The 16,968-nt window shown below is 73.1% G+C and carries 12 protein-coding genes; 4 read left to right on the top strand and 8 right to left on the bottom strand.

Annotated elements, in window-relative coordinates; translation table 11 throughout:
• Nucleotides 1-22: 22 nt before the first annotated feature.
• Nucleotides 23-181, bottom strand: a complete 159-nt coding sequence (locus tag AE652_RS46020; RefSeq protein WP_158077651.1) for a hypothetical protein — start codon at nt 179-181, stop codon at nt 23-25.
• Between the two features lie 138 nt (nt 182-319).
• Between AE652_RS46020 and AE652_RS00200 the strand changes: the two genes are divergently transcribed.
• On the top strand, nt 320-1,366 hold the full coding sequence (locus AE652_RS00200; protein ID WP_049648975.1) for a LuxR C-terminal-related transcriptional regulator: 1,047 nt from the start codon (nt 320-322) through the stop codon (nt 1,364-1,366).
• A gap of 57 nt (nt 1,367-1,423) precedes the next feature.
• On the opposite strand, the gene AE652_RS00205 is transcribed toward AE652_RS00200, so the two are convergent.
• Both AE652_RS00205 and acnA read right to left on the bottom strand, forming a co-directional pair.
• Nucleotides 1,424-2,731, bottom strand: coding sequence for a glycoside hydrolase family 18 protein (locus AE652_RS00205; protein ID WP_049648976.1), 1,308 nt, complete (start codon nt 2,729-2,731; stop codon nt 1,424-1,426).
• A gap of 192 nt (nt 2,732-2,923) precedes the next feature.
• Nucleotides 2,924-5,569 (bottom strand): aconitate hydratase AcnA, encoded by a 2,646-nt coding sequence (gene acnA / locus AE652_RS00210; protein WP_049648977.1) that lies wholly within the window; start codon nt 5,567-5,569, stop codon nt 2,924-2,926.
• A 596-nt stretch (nt 5,570-6,165) separates the two neighbouring features.
• Between acnA and AE652_RS00215 the strand changes: the two genes are divergently transcribed.
• Nucleotides 6,166-6,699: a hypothetical protein gene (locus AE652_RS00215; protein WP_049648978.1), complete on the top strand. Its 534-nt coding sequence runs from the start codon at nt 6,166-6,168 to the stop codon at nt 6,697-6,699.
• A gap of 54 nt (nt 6,700-6,753) precedes the next feature.
• Here the strand turns inward: AE652_RS00215 and argF are convergent, their stop codons facing one another.
• The 3 genes from argF to AE652_RS00230 form a co-directional block, all read right to left on the bottom strand.
• On the bottom strand, nt 6,754-7,755 hold the full coding sequence (gene argF, locus AE652_RS00220; protein WP_049648979.1) for an ornithine carbamoyltransferase: 1,002 nt from the start codon (nt 7,753-7,755) through the stop codon (nt 6,754-6,756).
• Nucleotides 7,756-7,951: 196 nt separating this feature from the next.
• A complete protein-coding gene (locus tag AE652_RS00225) occupies nt 7,952-10,666 on the bottom strand; it encodes a polynucleotide kinase-phosphatase (protein WP_049648980.1) in 2,715 nt (904 codons plus the stop codon).
• Nucleotides 10,663-12,264 carry a 3' terminal RNA ribose 2'-O-methyltransferase Hen1 gene (locus AE652_RS00230; protein ID WP_082345129.1) on the bottom strand — a complete coding sequence of 534 codons (1,602 nt, stop codon included), beginning with the start codon at nt 12,262-12,264 and terminating at the stop codon, nt 10,663-10,665. Before AE652_RS00230 ends, AE652_RS00225 begins: the two co-directional genes overlap by 4 nt.
• Nucleotides 12,265-12,405: 141 nt before the next feature.
• Between AE652_RS00230 and dapD the strand changes: the two genes are divergently transcribed.
• A complete protein-coding gene (dapD, locus tag AE652_RS00235; RefSeq protein ID WP_049648981.1) occupies nt 12,406-13,410 on the top strand; it encodes a 2,3,4,5-tetrahydropyridine-2,6-dicarboxylate N-succinyltransferase in 1,005 nt (334 codons plus the stop codon).
• A gap of 167 nt (nt 13,411-13,577) precedes the next feature.
• Here the strand turns inward: dapD and AE652_RS00240 are convergent, their stop codons facing one another.
• Together AE652_RS00240 and helR are read right to left on the bottom strand one after the other, a co-directional pair.
• Nucleotides 13,578-13,877, bottom strand: a complete 300-nt coding sequence (locus AE652_RS00240; protein ID WP_063780004.1) for a DUF6087 family protein — start codon at nt 13,875-13,877, stop codon at nt 13,578-13,580.
• A gap of 142 nt (nt 13,878-14,019) precedes the next feature.
• Nucleotides 14,020-16,176, bottom strand: coding sequence for an RNA polymerase recycling motor ATPase HelR (gene helR / locus AE652_RS00245; RefSeq protein ID WP_049648982.1), 2,157 nt, complete (start codon nt 16,174-16,176; stop codon nt 14,020-14,022).
• 500 nt (nt 16,177-16,676) lie between these two features.
• Between helR and AE652_RS00250 the strand changes: the two genes are divergently transcribed.
• The gene (locus tag AE652_RS00250; RefSeq protein WP_049648983.1) at nt 16,677-16,922 is read left to right on the top strand and encodes a hypothetical protein; all 246 of its coding nucleotides are present in this window, start codon (nt 16,677-16,679) and stop codon (nt 16,920-16,922) included.
• The last annotated feature ends 46 nt before the right edge of the window (nt 16,923-16,968 follow it).

A 16,968-nucleotide genomic window follows, 5' to 3' on the forward strand; every position in this document is an offset into this window, starting at 1 on the left:
TGGCGGATTCCCGCCCGGCCGATCAGGCCCAGCCGGGGTCGCCCGGCAGGAGCGCCACGTCGCTGGCGGCAGCGGTGGGGGCGCTGCTGGGGGCGTCCGGCGCGGCGGAAACGACGATCACCGCGACGGCGGCCATAACGAAGGACGCGAGGATTCGACCCGGGAACCGCATGATCTTCATTTCCACCCCTAGATAGACCTATCCGTTCGTGCTGGGGGGTTTCCCCGCACACAGAGAGAATGCCTGGGAATGGGTCCTTGCCAGAAGAGATCCGATGGCTCAGGATCGTGCACTGCAAGATTCCGAAGGGGGTGGCACATGTGCGACATATCGGACGTCAGTGGCCCGGAGGCCCACCCCGGGCCCTGTGACGAGGGGATCACGTTCTACCGCAAGGCCGTCCTGCTGGGGAGGGCCCCGACGGCGGAGCCGCCCGCCTGCCTGACCGAGCTGGGGCTGCTGACGGCGGCGCTGGGCGACCCCTCGGTCCTGGTGCCGGTCCCGCCCGAGGTCGCGACCACGGCGCTGCTGCACCCGATGGAGCAGCAGATCCTCGAACAGCAGCAGCAGGTGGCCGCGATCCGGACCGCCATGTCCCAGGTCGAGAGCGTCTACCGGACGCTGCGCCGGGAGGGCCGGGACAACGTCCAGCGGCTCAGCGGCGCGGCGGTCATCGCCGCCGCGGTGGCCGAGACGACCCAGGCGACCGAGCGGGAGCTGCTCACCGCGCACCCGGGCGGCAGCCGGCCGACCGACGTCCTCGCCAGATCGCTGGTCCTCGCCCTGGACGCGCAGAAGCGGGGCGTCCGCCAGCGCACGCTCTACCAGCACTCCGTCCGGGCGCACTACCCGACGCTGGACTACATCAAGGCCGTCACCGAGGCCGGCATCGAGGTGCGGACCGTCGACGAGGTCTTCGACCGGCTCATCATCTGCGACCGCTCGGTGGCGTTCATCCCCGACAAGGAGCTCGAACACCACAACCACGCGCTCAAGGTCACCGACCCCGGCGTGGTGCACTTCCTGGCCTCGGTCTTCGAGCACGCCTGGGAGCGGGCCGCGCCGGTCGTCTACGAGAGCGACCAGCAGCGCCCGCCGCTGCTCACCGACGAGACCCGGCTGCGGGTGCTCCAGCTCATGGTGGACGGCTACACGGACGCCGCGATCGCCAGCCGGCTCGGCATCAGCTCGCGGACCGTGGCGAGCCACCTCAAGCGGGTGTCGGAGATCCTCGGCAGCAACAGCCGGGCCCAGCTCGCCTACCTGACGGCGCAGAGCGGCATCCTGGACGGCTCCCCGCCGCCCGCCCGGCAGCCCCGGGGCCCGCACGAGCAGCCGGCCGGGCCGGCCGGTCCCACGGCGTAGCAGGGCCCGCCGCGGGGGCGTCCGCGGCGGGCCCTGGGTACGGGGCGGGGGGAGCGGTCAGTCGCGGCTCAGGCCGCGGTCCAGCGCGGCGATCGCGCTGCCCTGGGCGTCGTCGCCGTCCAGCGACCAGACCATCACCCCGGCCAGGTCGTTCCAGCGCGTGTACCGCGCCTTCTGGGTGAGCACCTCGGCGGTGTCGTAGCTGTAGAACGTGGTGCCGTCGTACTTCCAGGACGCGCCGTGGTCGCGGTCCAGGTAGACCTTGCCCGGCAGCGCGTTGATCTCCTGGTACGAGTGGTCGGGCGCGGACGCGGTGGCGCTCTGGAAGAGCCCGCCGCGCTTGCCGGGGGCGACGCCGGTCCAGCCGTGGCCGTACAGCGGGGCGCCGAGGACCAGCTGCTCGGCGGGCAGGCCGCGCTCCTGGTAGTGGTCGGCGGCCTGGTCGGCACTGCGCCGGCGCGGGTCCGGGTCGGCCGGGTCGGAGTACAGCGGGGCCTGGTGGTTGGCCGGCCCCTTGCCCTCCCACGGGCCGTGCAGGTCGTAGGTCATCAGGTTCAGCCAGTCCACCGACTCGCTCAGCTGCGGCAGTTCGAGCCGGTCGGCGACCGTCTCGTTGGCGGCCACGGCGGCGGTCAGCAGGTACTTCTTGCCCTTCCGGCCGCTCAGCGCGTCCAGCTGGTCGCGGAACTCCTGCATCAGCAGCGTGAAGTTGTGCCCGTCCTCGGGGCGGACCACGTTGCCCGCGTCCCCGCCGCCGCCCGGGTACTCCCAGTCGATGTCGATGCCGTCGAAGACGCCCGCGGCGGCGCCCTTGCCGCCCTCCGGGGAGTCCGCCAGGACCGGCAGGTCGCCCTTGACGTAGAGGTCGATGCAGGAGGAGACGAACTTCTTGCGGGCCTCGTCGGTGGCGGCCGCGTCGGAGAAGTACTTGGACCAGGACCAGCCGCCCAGCGAGATGACCGTGCGCAGCTGGGGGTTCTTCGCCTTGAGCTTGCGCAGCTGGTTGAGGTGGCCCTTCAGCTTCTGGCCCGGGGCGTCGGCCACGCCGTCCACCGACTCGGCGGCGGAGAAGGAGCGCTGGTAGTCGTTGCGGGCGTCGCCCTGGCCGGCCTCGTTGCTCTCGAAGCAGGTGCCCTCGGCGGAGACGTTGCCGAAGGCGTAGTTGATGACGGTGAGCCTGGCCGCCTGGCCGGACTCCTGGACCCTCTTCGCGGAGCTGTCGGCGCCCCACTGGGTGAAGTAGCCGACCCGTTGGCCCTTCAGCTTCGGGCCGTGCCGTCCGTCGGCGGCGTTGGCGGTGGCGGGGGCGGCGAGCAGCGCGGCGACGGTGGCGGCGGCGAGCAGGGCTGAGGCGCGAGTGGGCATACCGGACCTGTTCTCTGAAGCGGCGTCAAATGGTCTGGACCAGATGGCACAGAGGTTTAGTCCATCCGCCGTTCACCGCACAAGGGGGCGGCCGCAACCGGCGCAGTATGCAAAAAGCTGTTGCGAGAAGCCGTCGCAAAAAAGAGGAGGCCGGACCGCGGGATGCGGTCCGGCCTCCTCAGAGGCTCATGCTCAGCCGATCAGCGAACGCAGCACGTACTGCAGGATGCCGCCGTTGCGGTAGTAGTCCGCCTCACCGGGGGTGTCGATGCGGACGACCGCGTCGAACTCCTTGTCACCGGCCTTGACCTTGACGGTCTTCGGGGTGCGGCCCTCGTTGAGCTCGGTCACACCGGTGAAGGAGAAGGTCTCCTCGCCGGTCAGGCCGAGGGACTCGGCGTTCTCGCCCTCCGGGAACTGCAGCGGCAGGACGCCCATGCCGATCAGGTTCGAGCGGTGGATGCGCTCGTACGACTCGGCGATGACGGCCTTGACGCCCAGCAGCGCGGTGCCCTTGGCGGCCCAGTCGCGGGACGAACCGGAGCCGTACTCCTTGCCGGCCAGGACGACCAGCGGGACGCCGGCGGCCTGGTAGTTCTGCGAGGCGTCGTAGATGAACGACACCGGCGCGTCGGCCTGGGTGAAGTCGCGGGTGTAGCCGCCCTCGGTGCCCGGCGCGATCTGGTTGCGCAGGCGGATGTTGGCGAAGGTGCCGCGGATCATCACCTCGTGGTTGCCACGACGGGAACCGTAGGAGTTGAAGTCGCGCTTCTCGACACCGTTGGCGGTCAGGTACTGCGCCGCCGGGGTGCCCGGCTTGATGTTGCCGGCCGGGGAGATGTGGTCGGTGGTGACCGAGTCGCCCAGCTTGGCCAGGACGCGGGCGCCGGCGATGTCGGTCACCGGGCTCGGGGTCTTGGCCATGCCCTCGAAGTACGGGGGCTTGCGGACGTAGGTGGACTCGGCGTCCCACTCGAAGGTGTTGCCGGTCGGGACCGGGAGCGACTGCCAGCGGTGGTCGCCGGCGAAGACGTCCTGGTAGCCCTTGTCGAACATGGCCTCGTCGATGGAGCCGGCGACGGTGTCGGCGACCTCCTGCTCCGACGGCCAGATGTCGGCGAGGAACACGTCGTTGCCGTCGGCGTCCTGGCCCAGGGCGTCCCGGGTGATGTCGATGTTCATGTTGCCGGCGAGGGCGTAGGCGACCACCAGCGGCGGGGAGGCCAGGTAGTTCATCTTGACGTCCGGGTTGATCCGGCCCTCGAAGTTGCGGTTGCCGGAGAGCACCGAGACGACCGCGAGGTCGGCCTCGTTGACGGCGGCCGAGACCTCCTCGGGCAGCGGGCCCGAGTTGCCGATGCAGGTGACGCAGCCGTAGCCGACCAGGTTGAAGCCCAGCTTCTCCATGTACGGGAGCAGGCCGGCCTTCTCGTAGTAGTCCATGACGACCTTGGAGCCCGGCGCCAGGGTGGTCTTGACCCAGGGCTTGACGTGCAGGCCCTTCTCCACGGCCTTCTTCGCCAGCAGGGCGGCGCCCAGCATGACGGAGGGGTTGGAGGTGTTGGTGCAGGAGGTGATCGAGGCGATCACGACCGCGCCGTTGTCGATCTCGTAGGACGAGCCGTCGGGGGCGGTGACGGCGGTCGGCTTCGAGGCCTCGGCGGAGTAGGTCGGCAGCGCCTCGGCGAACCGCTCGGCGGCCTCGGCCAGGATCACGCGGTCCTGCGGGCGCTTCGGGCCGGAGATCGACGGGACGACGGTGGAGACGTCCAGCTCGAGGTACTCGGAGTAGACCGGCTCGTGCGACGGGTTGTGCCAGAGACCCTGCTCCTTGGCGTACGCCTCGACCAGGGCGAGCTGCTGCTCGTCGCGGCCGGTGAGCTTCAGGTAGTTGATGGTCTCGGCGTCGATCGGGAAGATCGCGCAGGTCGAGCCGAACTCCGGCGACATGTTGCCGATGGTGGCGCGGTTGGCCAGCGGGATGGAGCCGATGCCGTCGCCGTAGAACTCGACGAACTTGCCGACCACACCGTGCTTGCGCAGCATCTCGGTGATGGTGAGCACCAGGTCGGTGGCGGTGGTGCCGGCCGGCAGCTCGCCGGTCAGCTTGAAGCCGACGACGCGCGGGATCAGCATGGAGACCGGCTGGCCGAGCATCGCGGCCTCGGCCTCGATGCCGCCGACGCCCCAGCCCAGCACGCCCAGGCCGTTGACCATGGTGGTGTGCGAGTCGGTGCCGACGCAGGTGTCCGGGTAGGCCTGGCCGCCGCGGACCATGACGGTGCGGGCCAGGTGCTCGATGTTCACCTGGTGGACGATGCCGGTGCCCGGCGGGACGACCTTGAACTCGTCGAAGGCGGTCTGGCCCCAGCGCAGGAACTGGTAGCGCTCCTTGTTGCGGCCGTACTCGATCTCGACGTTCTGGGTGAACGCGTCCTTGGTGCCGAACTTGTCGGCGATGACCGAGTGGTCGATGACCAGCTCGGCCGGGGCCAGCGGGTTGATCTTGGCCGGGTCGCCGCCCAGCTCCTTGACGGCCTCACGCATGGTGGCGAGGTCGACCACGCACGGCACACCGGTGAAGTCCTGCATGATCACGCGGGCCGGGGTGAACTGGATCTCCTGGCTCGGCTGGGCGTTCTCGTCCCAGTTGCCGAGGGCGCGGATGTGGTCGGCGGTGATGTTCGCGCCGTCCTCCGTGCGGAGCAGGTTCTCCAGCAGCACCTTGAGGCTGTACGGCAGCCGAGCGGAACCCTCGACGGCGGAGAGCTTGAAGATCTCGTACGACTCGTCGCCCACCTGCAGCGAGCTGCGGGCGTCGAAGCTGTTCGCGGACACGACTGACTCCTTCTGGGTGCTTCGTGCGGTATCCGGCCGTCACGCGGTGGTAAGGTCAGCCTTACTTAGGCTTGCCTTGCCCGCATCGCCGGCGAGCGCCTCTCGGCAAGTATCTTGATGTCGAGATATATCCTAGGCGGCAGTTATCTCGATGTCGAGATAAACCATAGTGCATGCCTCGGGACACCTCTCGTCCGGGCCGCACCGCTCGCGCTCCGGCCTCTTCAGCCGGACCGCACCGGCCACGACGGCGGCCGCCGCCAGCGGCACCACCACTAGCTCACCACCGGAACCGCCGGTCGGCGAGGGGGCGGCGTCGGCCGGCGGGGCCGTCCGCACTCTTTCCCCTCTGTTCGCGCCCGGTTCGCCCCTGGCCCCCGTTCACCCCCACGCCCGGGCCCGGGCGGGTGTGGCGGCTCGCCCGCACGGGGTCCGGTGCGGGGTCCGGTCGGGGTCTGGTGCGGGGTCCGGCGCGGGGTTCGGTGCGGGCCGTCCGCCTGACGTGCCGGGGTCCCGGGAGCCCGGAGCGGTGTCCTCCGGGCCGGGGCGCCGTTAGCAGGGGGACCCCGTCGCCCCGCCCCCGGAAGGCCCGACCGATGACCGCTCCGCTCGCCGCCGCCCTGCTGCCGCTGGCCCTGCTCGCCCCCGCCGCCTCACCGGTCTCGGTCGTCGAGGCCGACTTCGACCCGGCCACCGCCTTCGTCCCCCCGGCGGCGATCAGCTACGCGAGCGACCTGGTGCCGTACGGCGCCCACGTCCGGGTCGTCACCGACCGCTCGGTACCCGGGCGGACGGTGCTCACCCTGAAGGCCTCCGGACTCGCCCCCGACCACGAGTTCCCCGCACACCTGCACACCGGCCGCTGCGGGGCCGACCCTGCCTCCTCGGGGCCGCACTACCAGGACGAGGTCGACCCGGTGCAGCCGTCCACCGACCCGGCGTACGCCAACGAGCGCAACGAGCTGCGGCTGGCGCTGCGCACCGACGGGCGGGGCCGGGGCAGCGCCACCACCGTGGTGGGCTGGCAGCCCCGACCGGGCGAGGCGCGCTCGCTGGTGCTGCACACGGGCACCCCGGCCGGCCCGCACGCGGCGGGCGACCGGGTGGCCTGCGTGAGGCTGGACGGCTGAGCCGCGCGGCCGCCGGGGCGGGCGCCCAGGAGCGGGCACTCAGGAGCCGGTGCCTCAGGAGCCGAGGGTGGCGACCAGCACCGCCTTGATGGTGTGCAGCCGGTTCTCGGCCTGGTCGAACACGATGGAGTGGGCCGACTCGAACAGCTCGTCGGTGCACTCCAGCTCGGTCATGCCGGTCGCCTCGTGCATCTGCCGCCCGACCGCCGTGCCGAGGTCGTGGAAGGCCGGCAGGCAGTGCAGGAACTTCACGTCCGGGTTGCCGGTGGCCCGGACGGTGTCCATGGAGACCTGGTACGGCTTGAGCAGCTCGATCCGCTCGGCCCAGACCTCCTTGGGCTCGCCCATCGAGACCCAGACGTCGGTGTAGAGGAAGTCGGCGCCGGCCACGCCCTCGGCCACGTCCTCGGTCAGGGTGATCCGGGCGCCGGTCGTCCCGGCCAGGGCCTTCGCCGACTCCTGCACCTCCTCGGTCGGCCAGAGCGCGCGCGGGGCGACGATCCGGATGTCCATGCCGAGCAGGGCACCGGTGATCAGCAGCGAGTTGCCCATGTTGGAGCGGGCGTCGCCGAGGTAGGCGAGCGCGACCTCCGGCAGCGGCTTGGCGGTGTGCTCGGTGACGGTGAGCACGTCGGCCAGCATCTGGGTGGGGTGCCACTCGTCGGTCAGGCCGTTCCAGACCGGGACGCCGGCGAACTCGGCCAGCTCCTCGACGATCTCCTGGCCGTGGCCGCGGTACTCGATGCCGTCGAACATCCGGCCGAGCACCCGGGCGGTGTCCTTGACGGACTCCTTGTGGCCGATCTGCGAGCCCGCCGGGTCCAGGTAGGTGGTGGTGGCGCCCTGGTCGTGGGCGGCGACCTCGAAGGCGCAGCGGGTGCGGGTGGAGGTCTTCTCGAAGATCAGCGCGATGTTCTTGCCGCGCAGCCGGGGCTGCTCGGTGCCCGCGTACTTCGCCGCCTTGAGCGTGGCGGCGAGGTCCACCAGGAAGCGGAACTCCTGGGGCGTGAAGTCGAGCTCCTTGAGGAAGTGCCTGTTCCGGAGGTTGAAGGCCATGCCGGGCTCCTGGGGTGACGGGACTGACGGACTGCGGAAAGCGGCAAGTCTATACGATACTCGGAATTTATATACGGAGGCTGGGCGGAGGAGGGGCGCCCACGGGGGCTCCGTCGGTTCCGTGGGCTCCCTCCTCGTGGGCTCCGTGGGCTCCGTGGGCTCCCCTCCTCCGCCTCCGCCTCCGCCTCCGCCTCCGTCACAGCCGCGGGTCGACCGGCTCCGACTCCAGCGCGAGCACCGCGAAGACCGGCTCGTGCACCCGCCACAGCGGCTCCCCCGCCGCCAGCCGGTCCAGCGCCTCCAGGCCCAGCGCGTACTCGCGCAGCGCCAGCGAGCGCTTGTGGCCCAGCGCGCGCAGGCGCAGCCGGTCGAGGTGCTCGGTGTAGTCCGGGCCGTAGACGATCCGCAGGTACTCCCGGCCGCGCACCTTCACCCCGGGCTGCACCAGGCCGCCCGGCCGGCCCTTGCCGCGCGCCGTGCGCACCGGCGAGACCAGCGGCTTCACCACCATGCCCTCGCCGCCCGCCTCGGTCAGCTCCTCCCACCAGGCGGTGGCGGCGGCCATCGAGGCCTCGTCCTCGGTGTCCACCAGGATCCGACGGGTGCGCTGGAGCAGGGGCCCCTCGCGGCGCTCCGGCTCCTCCGTGCCGGTCCCCTCGGCCGTGACGGCGGTGTCGGTCCCGTCGGCCTCGTCGGCCTCGTCGATCCCGTCGGTCTCGTCGGCGGCGGCCAGGCGGTCGATCCAGGCCAGGTGCTCGTCGTGCGGGCGCACCGCGAGGTTCGCCCCCTCGGCCGCGAGCAGCTGGAACGGCGCGAGCCGGATGCCCGACAGGCCCTCGGTCGGCCAGCAGTAGCGCCGGTACGCCTCGGTGAACGCCCGCGCGTCGGCCGCGCGCCGCCGCTGGCGGTCGGTCAGCCGGGCCAGGTCCAGGCCGCGCCCGGCCGCCCGCTCCAGCGCGGACAGCACCTCCGGCAGGGCGGCGCCCGCCGCCGCGCCGACCGCCGCGTACTGGCGGCGCAGCAGCTCCACCGCCTTCAGCGACCAGGGCATCAGCTCGGCGTCCAGCAGCAGCCAGTCGGTGGCCAGCTCCTCGAACAGCCCGGCGCGCTCGGCGGCCGCCCGGACCCGGTCGAGCACGGCGCCGGTCAGCTCCTCGTCGGCGAGGAAGGCGCGGCCGGTCCGGGTCCAGATCGCGCCGGGGCCGGCCACGCCGAAACGGCGCTCCAGCGCGGCCCCGTCCCGGGCCACCAGCAGCACCGCGCGCGAGCCCATGTGCTTCTCCTCGCAGACCAGGTGCCGCACGCCGTCCGCCCGGTAGCCGAGGAAGGCCTCCTCCGGGTGCTCCAGGTAGCCGTCCCGGCGGGACGTGGCGCTCGGTGCCATGGTCGGCGGCAGGTAGGCGAGCAGCCGCGGGTCCAGCGCGAAGCGGCTCATCACCTCCAGCGCGGCGGCCGCGTTCTCCTCCCGGACGGCCACCCGCCCGTGCAGCCCGGTCTCGACGGTCCGGCGCCCGGCCACGTCGCCGAGGTCCAGCGGACGGCCCTCGCGGGCGCCCGGCGCGTCGGTGATCAGCGGGCGCACCGGGGCGTACCACTCGCGCTCGGCCTCGACGCCCACCAGCTCGCGCTCCGGGTAGCGCAGCGCGGTCAGGCTGCCGCCGAAGACGCAGCCGGTGTCCAGGCAGACGGTGTTGTTGACGAAGCTCGCGGCCGGCACCGGGGTGTGGCCGTAGACCACCAGCGCCCGGCCCCGGTACTCCTCCGCCCACGGGTAGCGCACCGGCAGGCCGTACTCGTCGGTCTCACCGGTGGTCTCCCCGTACAGCGCGTGCGAGCGGACCCGGCCGGAGTTGCGGCCGTGGTACCGCTCCGGCAGGCCTGCGTGGCAGACCACCAGGGCGCCGCCGTCCAGCAGGTAGTGGCTGACCAGGCCGCGCATGAACGCTCGGACCTCGGCCCGGAACTCCTCGCTCTCCCCCGCCAGCTGGTCCAGCGACTCCTGGAGGCCGTAGGCGACGTTGACCTTCTTGCCGTCCATCGCCCGGCCGAGCTTGTTCTCGTGGTTGCCCGGCACGCAGAGCGCGTGGCCGGCCGCCACCATGCCCATCACCAGGCGCAGCACGCCCGGGGTGTCGGGGCCGCGGTCGACCAGGTCGCCGACGAAGACGGCGGTGCGGCCCGCCGGGTGCACGGCGTCCACCGGGCGGCCCCCGGCGTCCCGGGTCAGGGTGTAGCCGAGCCGGGTCAGCAGGGTCTCCAGCTCGGAGCGGCAGCCGTGGATGTCGCCGACGATGTCGAACGGGCCGGTGAGGTGGCGCAGGTCGTTGTAGCGCTTCTCCAGCTCGATCCCGGCGGCCGCCACCTCGGCCTCGCCGCGCAGGACGTGCACCTTGCGGAAGCCCTCGCGCTCCAGCCCCCGGAGGGAGCGGCGCAGCTCCCGGTGCTGGCGGGGGATCACATGGGCCGGCAGCTGCCGGTCCGGGCGGGAGCGGTTGCGCTCGGCGCACACCCCCGGCGGGACGTCCAGGACGATCGCGATCGGCAGCACGTCGTGCTCGCGGGCGATCTCGACCAGCCGGCGGCGGGCCTCGGGCTGGACGTTGGTGGCGTCCACGACGGTCAGCCGGCCGGCCGCCAGGCGCTTGCCGACGATGTAGTACAGGACGTCGAAGGCCTCGGCGGAGGCGGACTGGTCGTTCTCGTCGTCGGCGACCAGGCCGCGGCAGAAGTCGGAGGAGACCACCTGGGTGGGCAGGAAGTGGCGGCGGGCGAAGGTGGACTTGCCCGCGCCGCTGGTGCCGACCAGGACGACGAGGGAGACGTCGGTGACGGGGAGGCGGCGGGGGGCGGTGCTCTCCGCGCGGTCCTGGTCCCGGCTCTCGCCGGGGGTGTCGGTCGGGTCATCGGTCATCGGGGCTCGCCTCCTTCGGGCGTCGCGGTCGTGATGGGCACGGTGGTCGCGGTGGGTGCCGGGGTCGTGGTGGATCCCGGGGTCGTGGTGGATCCCTGGGTCGTGGTGGTCGCGGGCGTCGGCGTCGTGGTGAACAGGGCCAGCTGGGTCGGGGCGCCGACCTCCTCGTCCTCCGGGCCGACCGGGCGCAGCTCCACGGTGTAGCCGTACGCGGCCGCGACCTTCCCGGCCCAGGCCCGGAACTCGGCCCGGGACCACTCGAAGCGGTGGTCGGCGTTCCGGACGGCGCCCGCCGGCAGGCTCTCCCAGCGGACGTTGTACTCGGCGTTCGGCGTGGTGACCACGACCGCCCTCGGCCGGGCGGCGCCGAACACCGCGTACTCCAGCGCGGGCAGCCGCGGCAGGTCCAGGTGCTCGATCACCTCGCACAGCACCGCCGCGTCGAAGCCCTTGAGCCGGGCGTCGGTGTAGGTGAGCGCTCCCTGCGCCAGCGTCACCCGGGCCGCCTGACGCTCCGGCATCCGCTCCAGGCCCAGCCTGCGCCTCGCCGACCGCAGCGCCCGGGCGGAGACGTCCACGCCGAGGATTCCGGTGAACCGGGCGTCCTTGAGCAGTTCGCCGATCAACTCGCCCTGGCCGCAGCCGAGATCGGCGACGCGGGCGGCACCGGTCTCGCGCAGCGCGGCGAGGATCGCGGTGCGGCGCTGCTCGGCGAGCGAGGGCTGCCGGGGCTCCGGATCGTCCCGCGCCTCCTCCTCGGACCGGTCGTCGACCGCGTTGTCGATCTCCTCGACCTCGCGGTCGTCGGCCTCCGCCAGCCGGGCCAGCTCCAGGCGCTCCATCGCGGCGCGGGTCAGCGACCAGCGCCGGGCCAGGTAGCGGCGGGTGATCAGGGCGCGCTCGGGGTGGGCCGCCAGCCAGCCCTGACCGGCCGCGAGCAGCTTGTCCACCTCGTCCGGGGCGACCCAGTAGTGCTTGGCGCCGTCCAGCACCGGCAGCAGCACGTACAGCTGCTGGAGCGCGTCGGCGAGCCGGACCGTCCCGGAGGAGAGCGCGATCCGGACGTAGCGGGACTCGCCCCACTCGGGGAACGACTCGTCCAGCGGGACCGCCGTCGCCTCGACCCGCCAGCCCAGCGGCTCGAACAGCCGGACCACCAGGGCCGGGCCGCCGCCCCCGCCCGCACCGTTCGCGGGCACGGCGGGCAGCTCGATCCGCAGCGGACGGGCCCGCCCGGGCAGTTCGGGCCGGGCCGGGCAGTCGCCCTTCATCGCGGACCGGAACACCGTCCGCAGCGCCACCGCGAGCAGCGAGGAGGCGGCGTACGGGCGGTCGTTGACGTACTGGGCGAGCGCGAAGTCGGGCGAGCCGCCGCGCCCCCTGCCATCGCCCCGGCCCTTGCGGACCAGCGCGATCGGGTCGACGTCCAGCATCAGCGCCGCCGTGCAGACCTCGTCCCCCGCCTCGGGGTAGAAGACGTGGGCCTCACCGTGCGACGTGGTGAACCGCTGGACCTTGTCGGGGTGCTTGTGCAGCAGGAACCCGAGGTCCGTGGCCGGGTCCTCGGCGCTGCCGGTGGTGGAGATCGACATGAACACCCGCTGAAGTATTGCCCAGCGCCCGAACGCCGGGCACCGGGTTTTCCCGCCCCGCGGGCCGCCGACCGGCGCGTTCGCCGGGCGCGTCCGCCCGGTGGGCGTGTTCGGCACCGGGGCCCCGCATTGGTTAACGTGCACGGTGTGACTGCTGAATCCACCTCGCTCGAATCCACCTCCCCGGCGAACGGCGCCGTGGCCACCGGTCTGGCCACCATCGCCGCCGACGGCACCGTCCTCGACACCTGGTTCCCCGCCCCCGTGCTGGCCGCCGAGCCCGGCCCGGCCGGCACCGTCCGTCTGACCGCCGAGCAGGCCGAGGCCGAGCTCGGCGCCGGCGCGGCCGAGGCGCTGCGCGTCGACGCCCGCCGCGGCGTCGAGGTGGTCGCCGTGCGCACCACCATCGCCTCGCTGGACGAGAAGCCGCTCGACACCCACGACGTGTACCTGCGCCTGCACCTGCTCAGCCACCGCCTGGTCAAACCGCACGGCCAGAACCTGGACGGCGTCTTCGGCCTGCTGGCCAACGTCGCCTGGACCAGCATCGGCCCCGTCCCGGTGGACAAGGTCGAGCAGGCCCGGCTCGCCGTGCGCGCCCAGGGCGGCCAGCTGGCCGTCTACGGGATCGACAAGTTCCCGCGGATGACCGACTACGTCGCCCCGACCGGTGTGCGCATCGCCCACGCCGACCGCGTCCGGCTCGGCGCCCACCTGGCCGTCGGCACCACCGTGATGCACGAGGGCTTCGTCAACTTCAACGCCGGCACGCTGGGCACCTCCATGGTCGAGGGCCGGATCAGCGCGGGCGTCGTCGTCGGCGACCACAGCGACATCGGCGGCGGCGCCTCGATCATGGGCACCCTGTCCGGCGGCGGCAAGCAGGTCGTCTCGGTCGGCGAGCGCTGCCTGCTCGGCGCCAACGCGGGCATCGGCATCTCGCTCGGCAGCGACTGCGTGGTCGAGGCCGGCCTGTACGTGACCGCCGGCACCCGGGTCACCACCCCGGACGGCACGGTGGCCAAGGCCGTCGAGCTGTCCGGCCAGGACAACCTGCTGTTCCGTCGCAACTCGCAGAGCGGCGCGGTCGAGGTCATCGCCCGCTCCGGCTCCTGGGGCGGCCTGAACGCCGACCTGCACGCCCACAACTGACCTTCGGTCGGAGGTCGTTGGGGTCCGGCGCCCGGGTGGCGCCGGACCCCGCCCGCTTCTCGGGGTCCGGTCGCCTCTCGGGGGCCGGTTACCGCCCGGGGTCCCGTTACAGCCCGGGGTCCCGTTACAGCCCGACGTCCGGGCCGAGGCCCGGGCCCGCGCGGGCCTCAGGGCTTGCGGTGGCGCCCCGGTGCCTTCCCCGGCCGCCGCGCCTGGCGCCCGGGCCGCGGCGCTCCCGCGCCCTCGGCCCCGTACAGGATCCGCTGGGCGGTGGCGTAGTCCTCGGCCACCGTCTCCGGCAGCCACTGGTAGCCGTCCCAACGCACGATCAGCCTCGGTTCGCCCGGCAGCACATGGGCGCCCCGCTGCCGCCCGACCGTGAGCCGTACGACCCGCAACTGCCCGACCGGCCGCAGCCGTTGCTCCCGCCTGGCCGCCCACGACGCCAGCGGTTCCTCCTCGTCCATCGCCCCAGTCTGGCCTCCCGACGCCGTCACCCGACACCTGCGTCACCCGACCGGGCGACGCGCGTTCCAGCCCCTCCGCTCCCTCCGTCCGCACCCCGCTCCCTTCGCCGTCTCTTCGCCGTCTCTTCCGACGCTTGACGCTTCACACGCTCCTGAGGACCACCAGCCGCTGGGTGGCCCTGGTCATCGCGACGTAGCGGTCGACCGCCCCCTCGACACCCCCGCCGAACGCCTCCGGGTCGACCAGCACGACCAGGTCGAACTCCAGCCCCTTGGACAGCTCCGGGGTCAGCGACCGGACCCTTGGCCGCGCCTCGAAGCCGGGGGCGCCGATCACACAGGCGACCCCCTCGGCGTGCTCGGCGAGCCAGCCGTCCAGGACGGCGTCCAGCTCCGCCACCGACCCGTGCACAACGGGGATGCCGCTGCTGCGGACGGAGGTCGGCACGTTGGCGTCCGGCAGCGCGGCCCGGATCGCGGGCTCGGCCTCGGCCATGACCTCCTCCGGCGTCCGGTAGTTGATGCTCAGCGAGGCCACCGTGCTCCGGTCGAGCCCGATCCGCTCCAGCCGCTCCTGCCAGGACTCCGTGAACCCGTGCCTGGCCTGCGCCCGGTCCCCGACGATGGTGAAGCTCCGGGACGGGCAGCGCAGCAGCAGCATCTGCCACTCCGCGTCGGTCAGCTCCTGGGCCTCGTCCACCACGATGTGCGCGAACGGCCCGGCGAGCGGCTCCGGGTCGGCACCGGGCAGGGCCGTCTCGTCGACCAGGGTGTCCTGGAGGTCGCGCCCGCGCAGCATCGTCACCGCACCCTCGCCGTCGTCGTCGGCCTGCAGCAGGTCGCCGATGACGTCGGCCATCCGCGCGCGCTCGGCGGCGGCCGCGGCCTCCCGACGGCGCCGGCGCCGGTCCGCCTCCGGATCGCCGAGCCGCTGCCGGGCCGCATCCAGCAGCGGCAGGTCGGACACCGTCCAGGCCTGGGGCGCGTCCTTGCGCTGGAGCCTGCGGACCTCCTCGGGGGCGAGCCAGGGCGCGCACATCCGCAGGTAGGCGGGCACCGACCAGAGGTCACCGACCAGGTCGGCCGCGTCGATCAGCGGCCAGGCCCGGTTGAGCGTCTCGGCCAGCTCCCGGTCCTGCCGCAGCGACCGGCCGAACAGCTCGGGCGAGACCCCCGCGTCCTCGTCCAGCTTGTCCATCAGGATCGTGGCCAGCTCCTCCCAGATCTGCTCGCGGGCCTCGTTGTGCGGGGTGCCCGGGTCCGGCGCGTCGAACGCGTCGGACCAGTCCTCGGCGCTCAGCCAGAGGTCGGCCCAGTGGGTGGTGACCTCCATCCCCTCGGCGGGCGGCTCCTCGTAGAACCGGACGGCCTTCTCGATCGCCCCCACCATGTCGGCCGAGGACTTCAGGCGGGCCGTCTCGGGGTCGCTCTCGGCCCCGGCCTTCGCCCCCTCGGCGACGAGGTCCCGCACGGTGCAGGTGCGCACCCCCTCCTCACCGAGGCTGGGCAGGACGTCGGCGACGTAGGCCAGGTAGGGCTGGTGCGGGCCGACGAACAGCACGCCGCCGCGCCGGTGGCCGAGCCGGGGGTCGGAGTAGAGCAGGTACGCGGAGCGGTGCAGCGCGACGACCGTCTTCCCGGTGCCCGGGCCGCCGTCCACCACCAGGGCGCCCCGGGACCCCGCCCGGATGATCGCGTCCTGGTCGGCCTGGATGGTGGCCAGCACGTCCCGCATCCGGGCCGACCGGTTGCCGCCCAGGCTCGCGATGAACGCGGACTGGTCGTCCAGCGCGGCGTGCCCCTCCAGGGCCTCGGCGCTGAACACCTCGTCCCAGTAGTCGCCGATCCGGCCGCCGGTCCAGCGGTACCGGCGCCGGCTCACCAGGCCCATCGGGTCGGCGTGGGTGGCCCCGAAGAACGGCTCGGCCGCGGGCGAGCGCCAGTCGACCAGCAGTCGGCGCCCCCCACTGTCGGTGAGGCCGAGCCGCCCGATGTACACCGGCTCCGGGTCGTCCGCGTGGACGACCCGCCCGAGGCACAGGTCCAGGCCGAAGCGGCGCAGGGCGCGCAGCCGACCGGTCAGCTTGTGCACCTCGATGTCCCGGTCCATCGCCTCCCGGCCGAGGCCGCCCGGCGCGCGGCGCAGCGCGTCAAGGCGGTCGGACAGCTCCGCGATCGACTGCTCCAGGCTCTCCGCGACGGCCGCGAAGTGCCGCTCGTCCTCACCGATCAGCGCCGGGTCGGCCTTGGCGACGAGGCGGGCGGGAAGGTCGAACGCGCTGGTGGTGCGGCTGTTCATGGCATCAGCTCCGATCTGAGGCCTGCGATTGTGCGCCACCACGGGGGCCTTGCCGCAAGACCCCCCATGCGCTATACGTTGAGAGTGGCAAGGGGTGGGTTCTCCCCCGGCCCGTCTCCGGTTCGTCTCCTGCTCGTCTCCGAATCATCCCCGGCTCCTTTCCGGGCACGCTCGACCGCGCCGCGCTCCGCACCGCCGCTCACGCCCCCGCTCCGCGCCGCCCGGTCCACCCGCACCGTCCGCGCCGCTCAGGCTCCCCGGGCCGCGCCGCGCCTAGCCGAGGCGGCGCCGCGACGGCAACCCCGGCTCACCCGGGAGGCTTACCCCACAGCGGAGTTGGACCGCATCGGGTGGTGTCCGGGTGACGGCATCCGGACCGGTTCGTTGGGTGCTACGGCGGGGGTGGGTGCCCCGGTAGCGGGCACTGCCGCCTCCCGCCGTGCGGTCCGAGCCACCGTCGGCCGCCCTACACCGCACCACCGATCCGAAGAGGTCCCGCAATGTCCGAACCATCTGCCACGCCGCAGTTCCCGAGCAGCCCGACGGGCTCGGCCGACGGCACCTCGGCCGGACCCGCCACCCCCAAGAGCCTGCTGGAGCAGATGCAGGAACTGCTCGCCTCCGTCAGCGCGGACCTCGCCGAACTCCAGGGCTCCGTCCCCGGGGGCGCCGACTCCACCGCCTATCCGACCGGCACGGACACCTCCGGTGCGTCCGAGGCCTCGGACGCACCGGGCGCCCGGTAACCGACCACCCGCCTCCACCAGCTCATCCTGCACGGCGACCCGCTCC

The organism is Kitasatospora sp. MY 5-36 (genome assembly GCF_001182915.1).
GTDB lineage: Bacteria > Actinomycetota > Actinomycetes > Streptomycetales > Streptomycetaceae > Kitasatospora.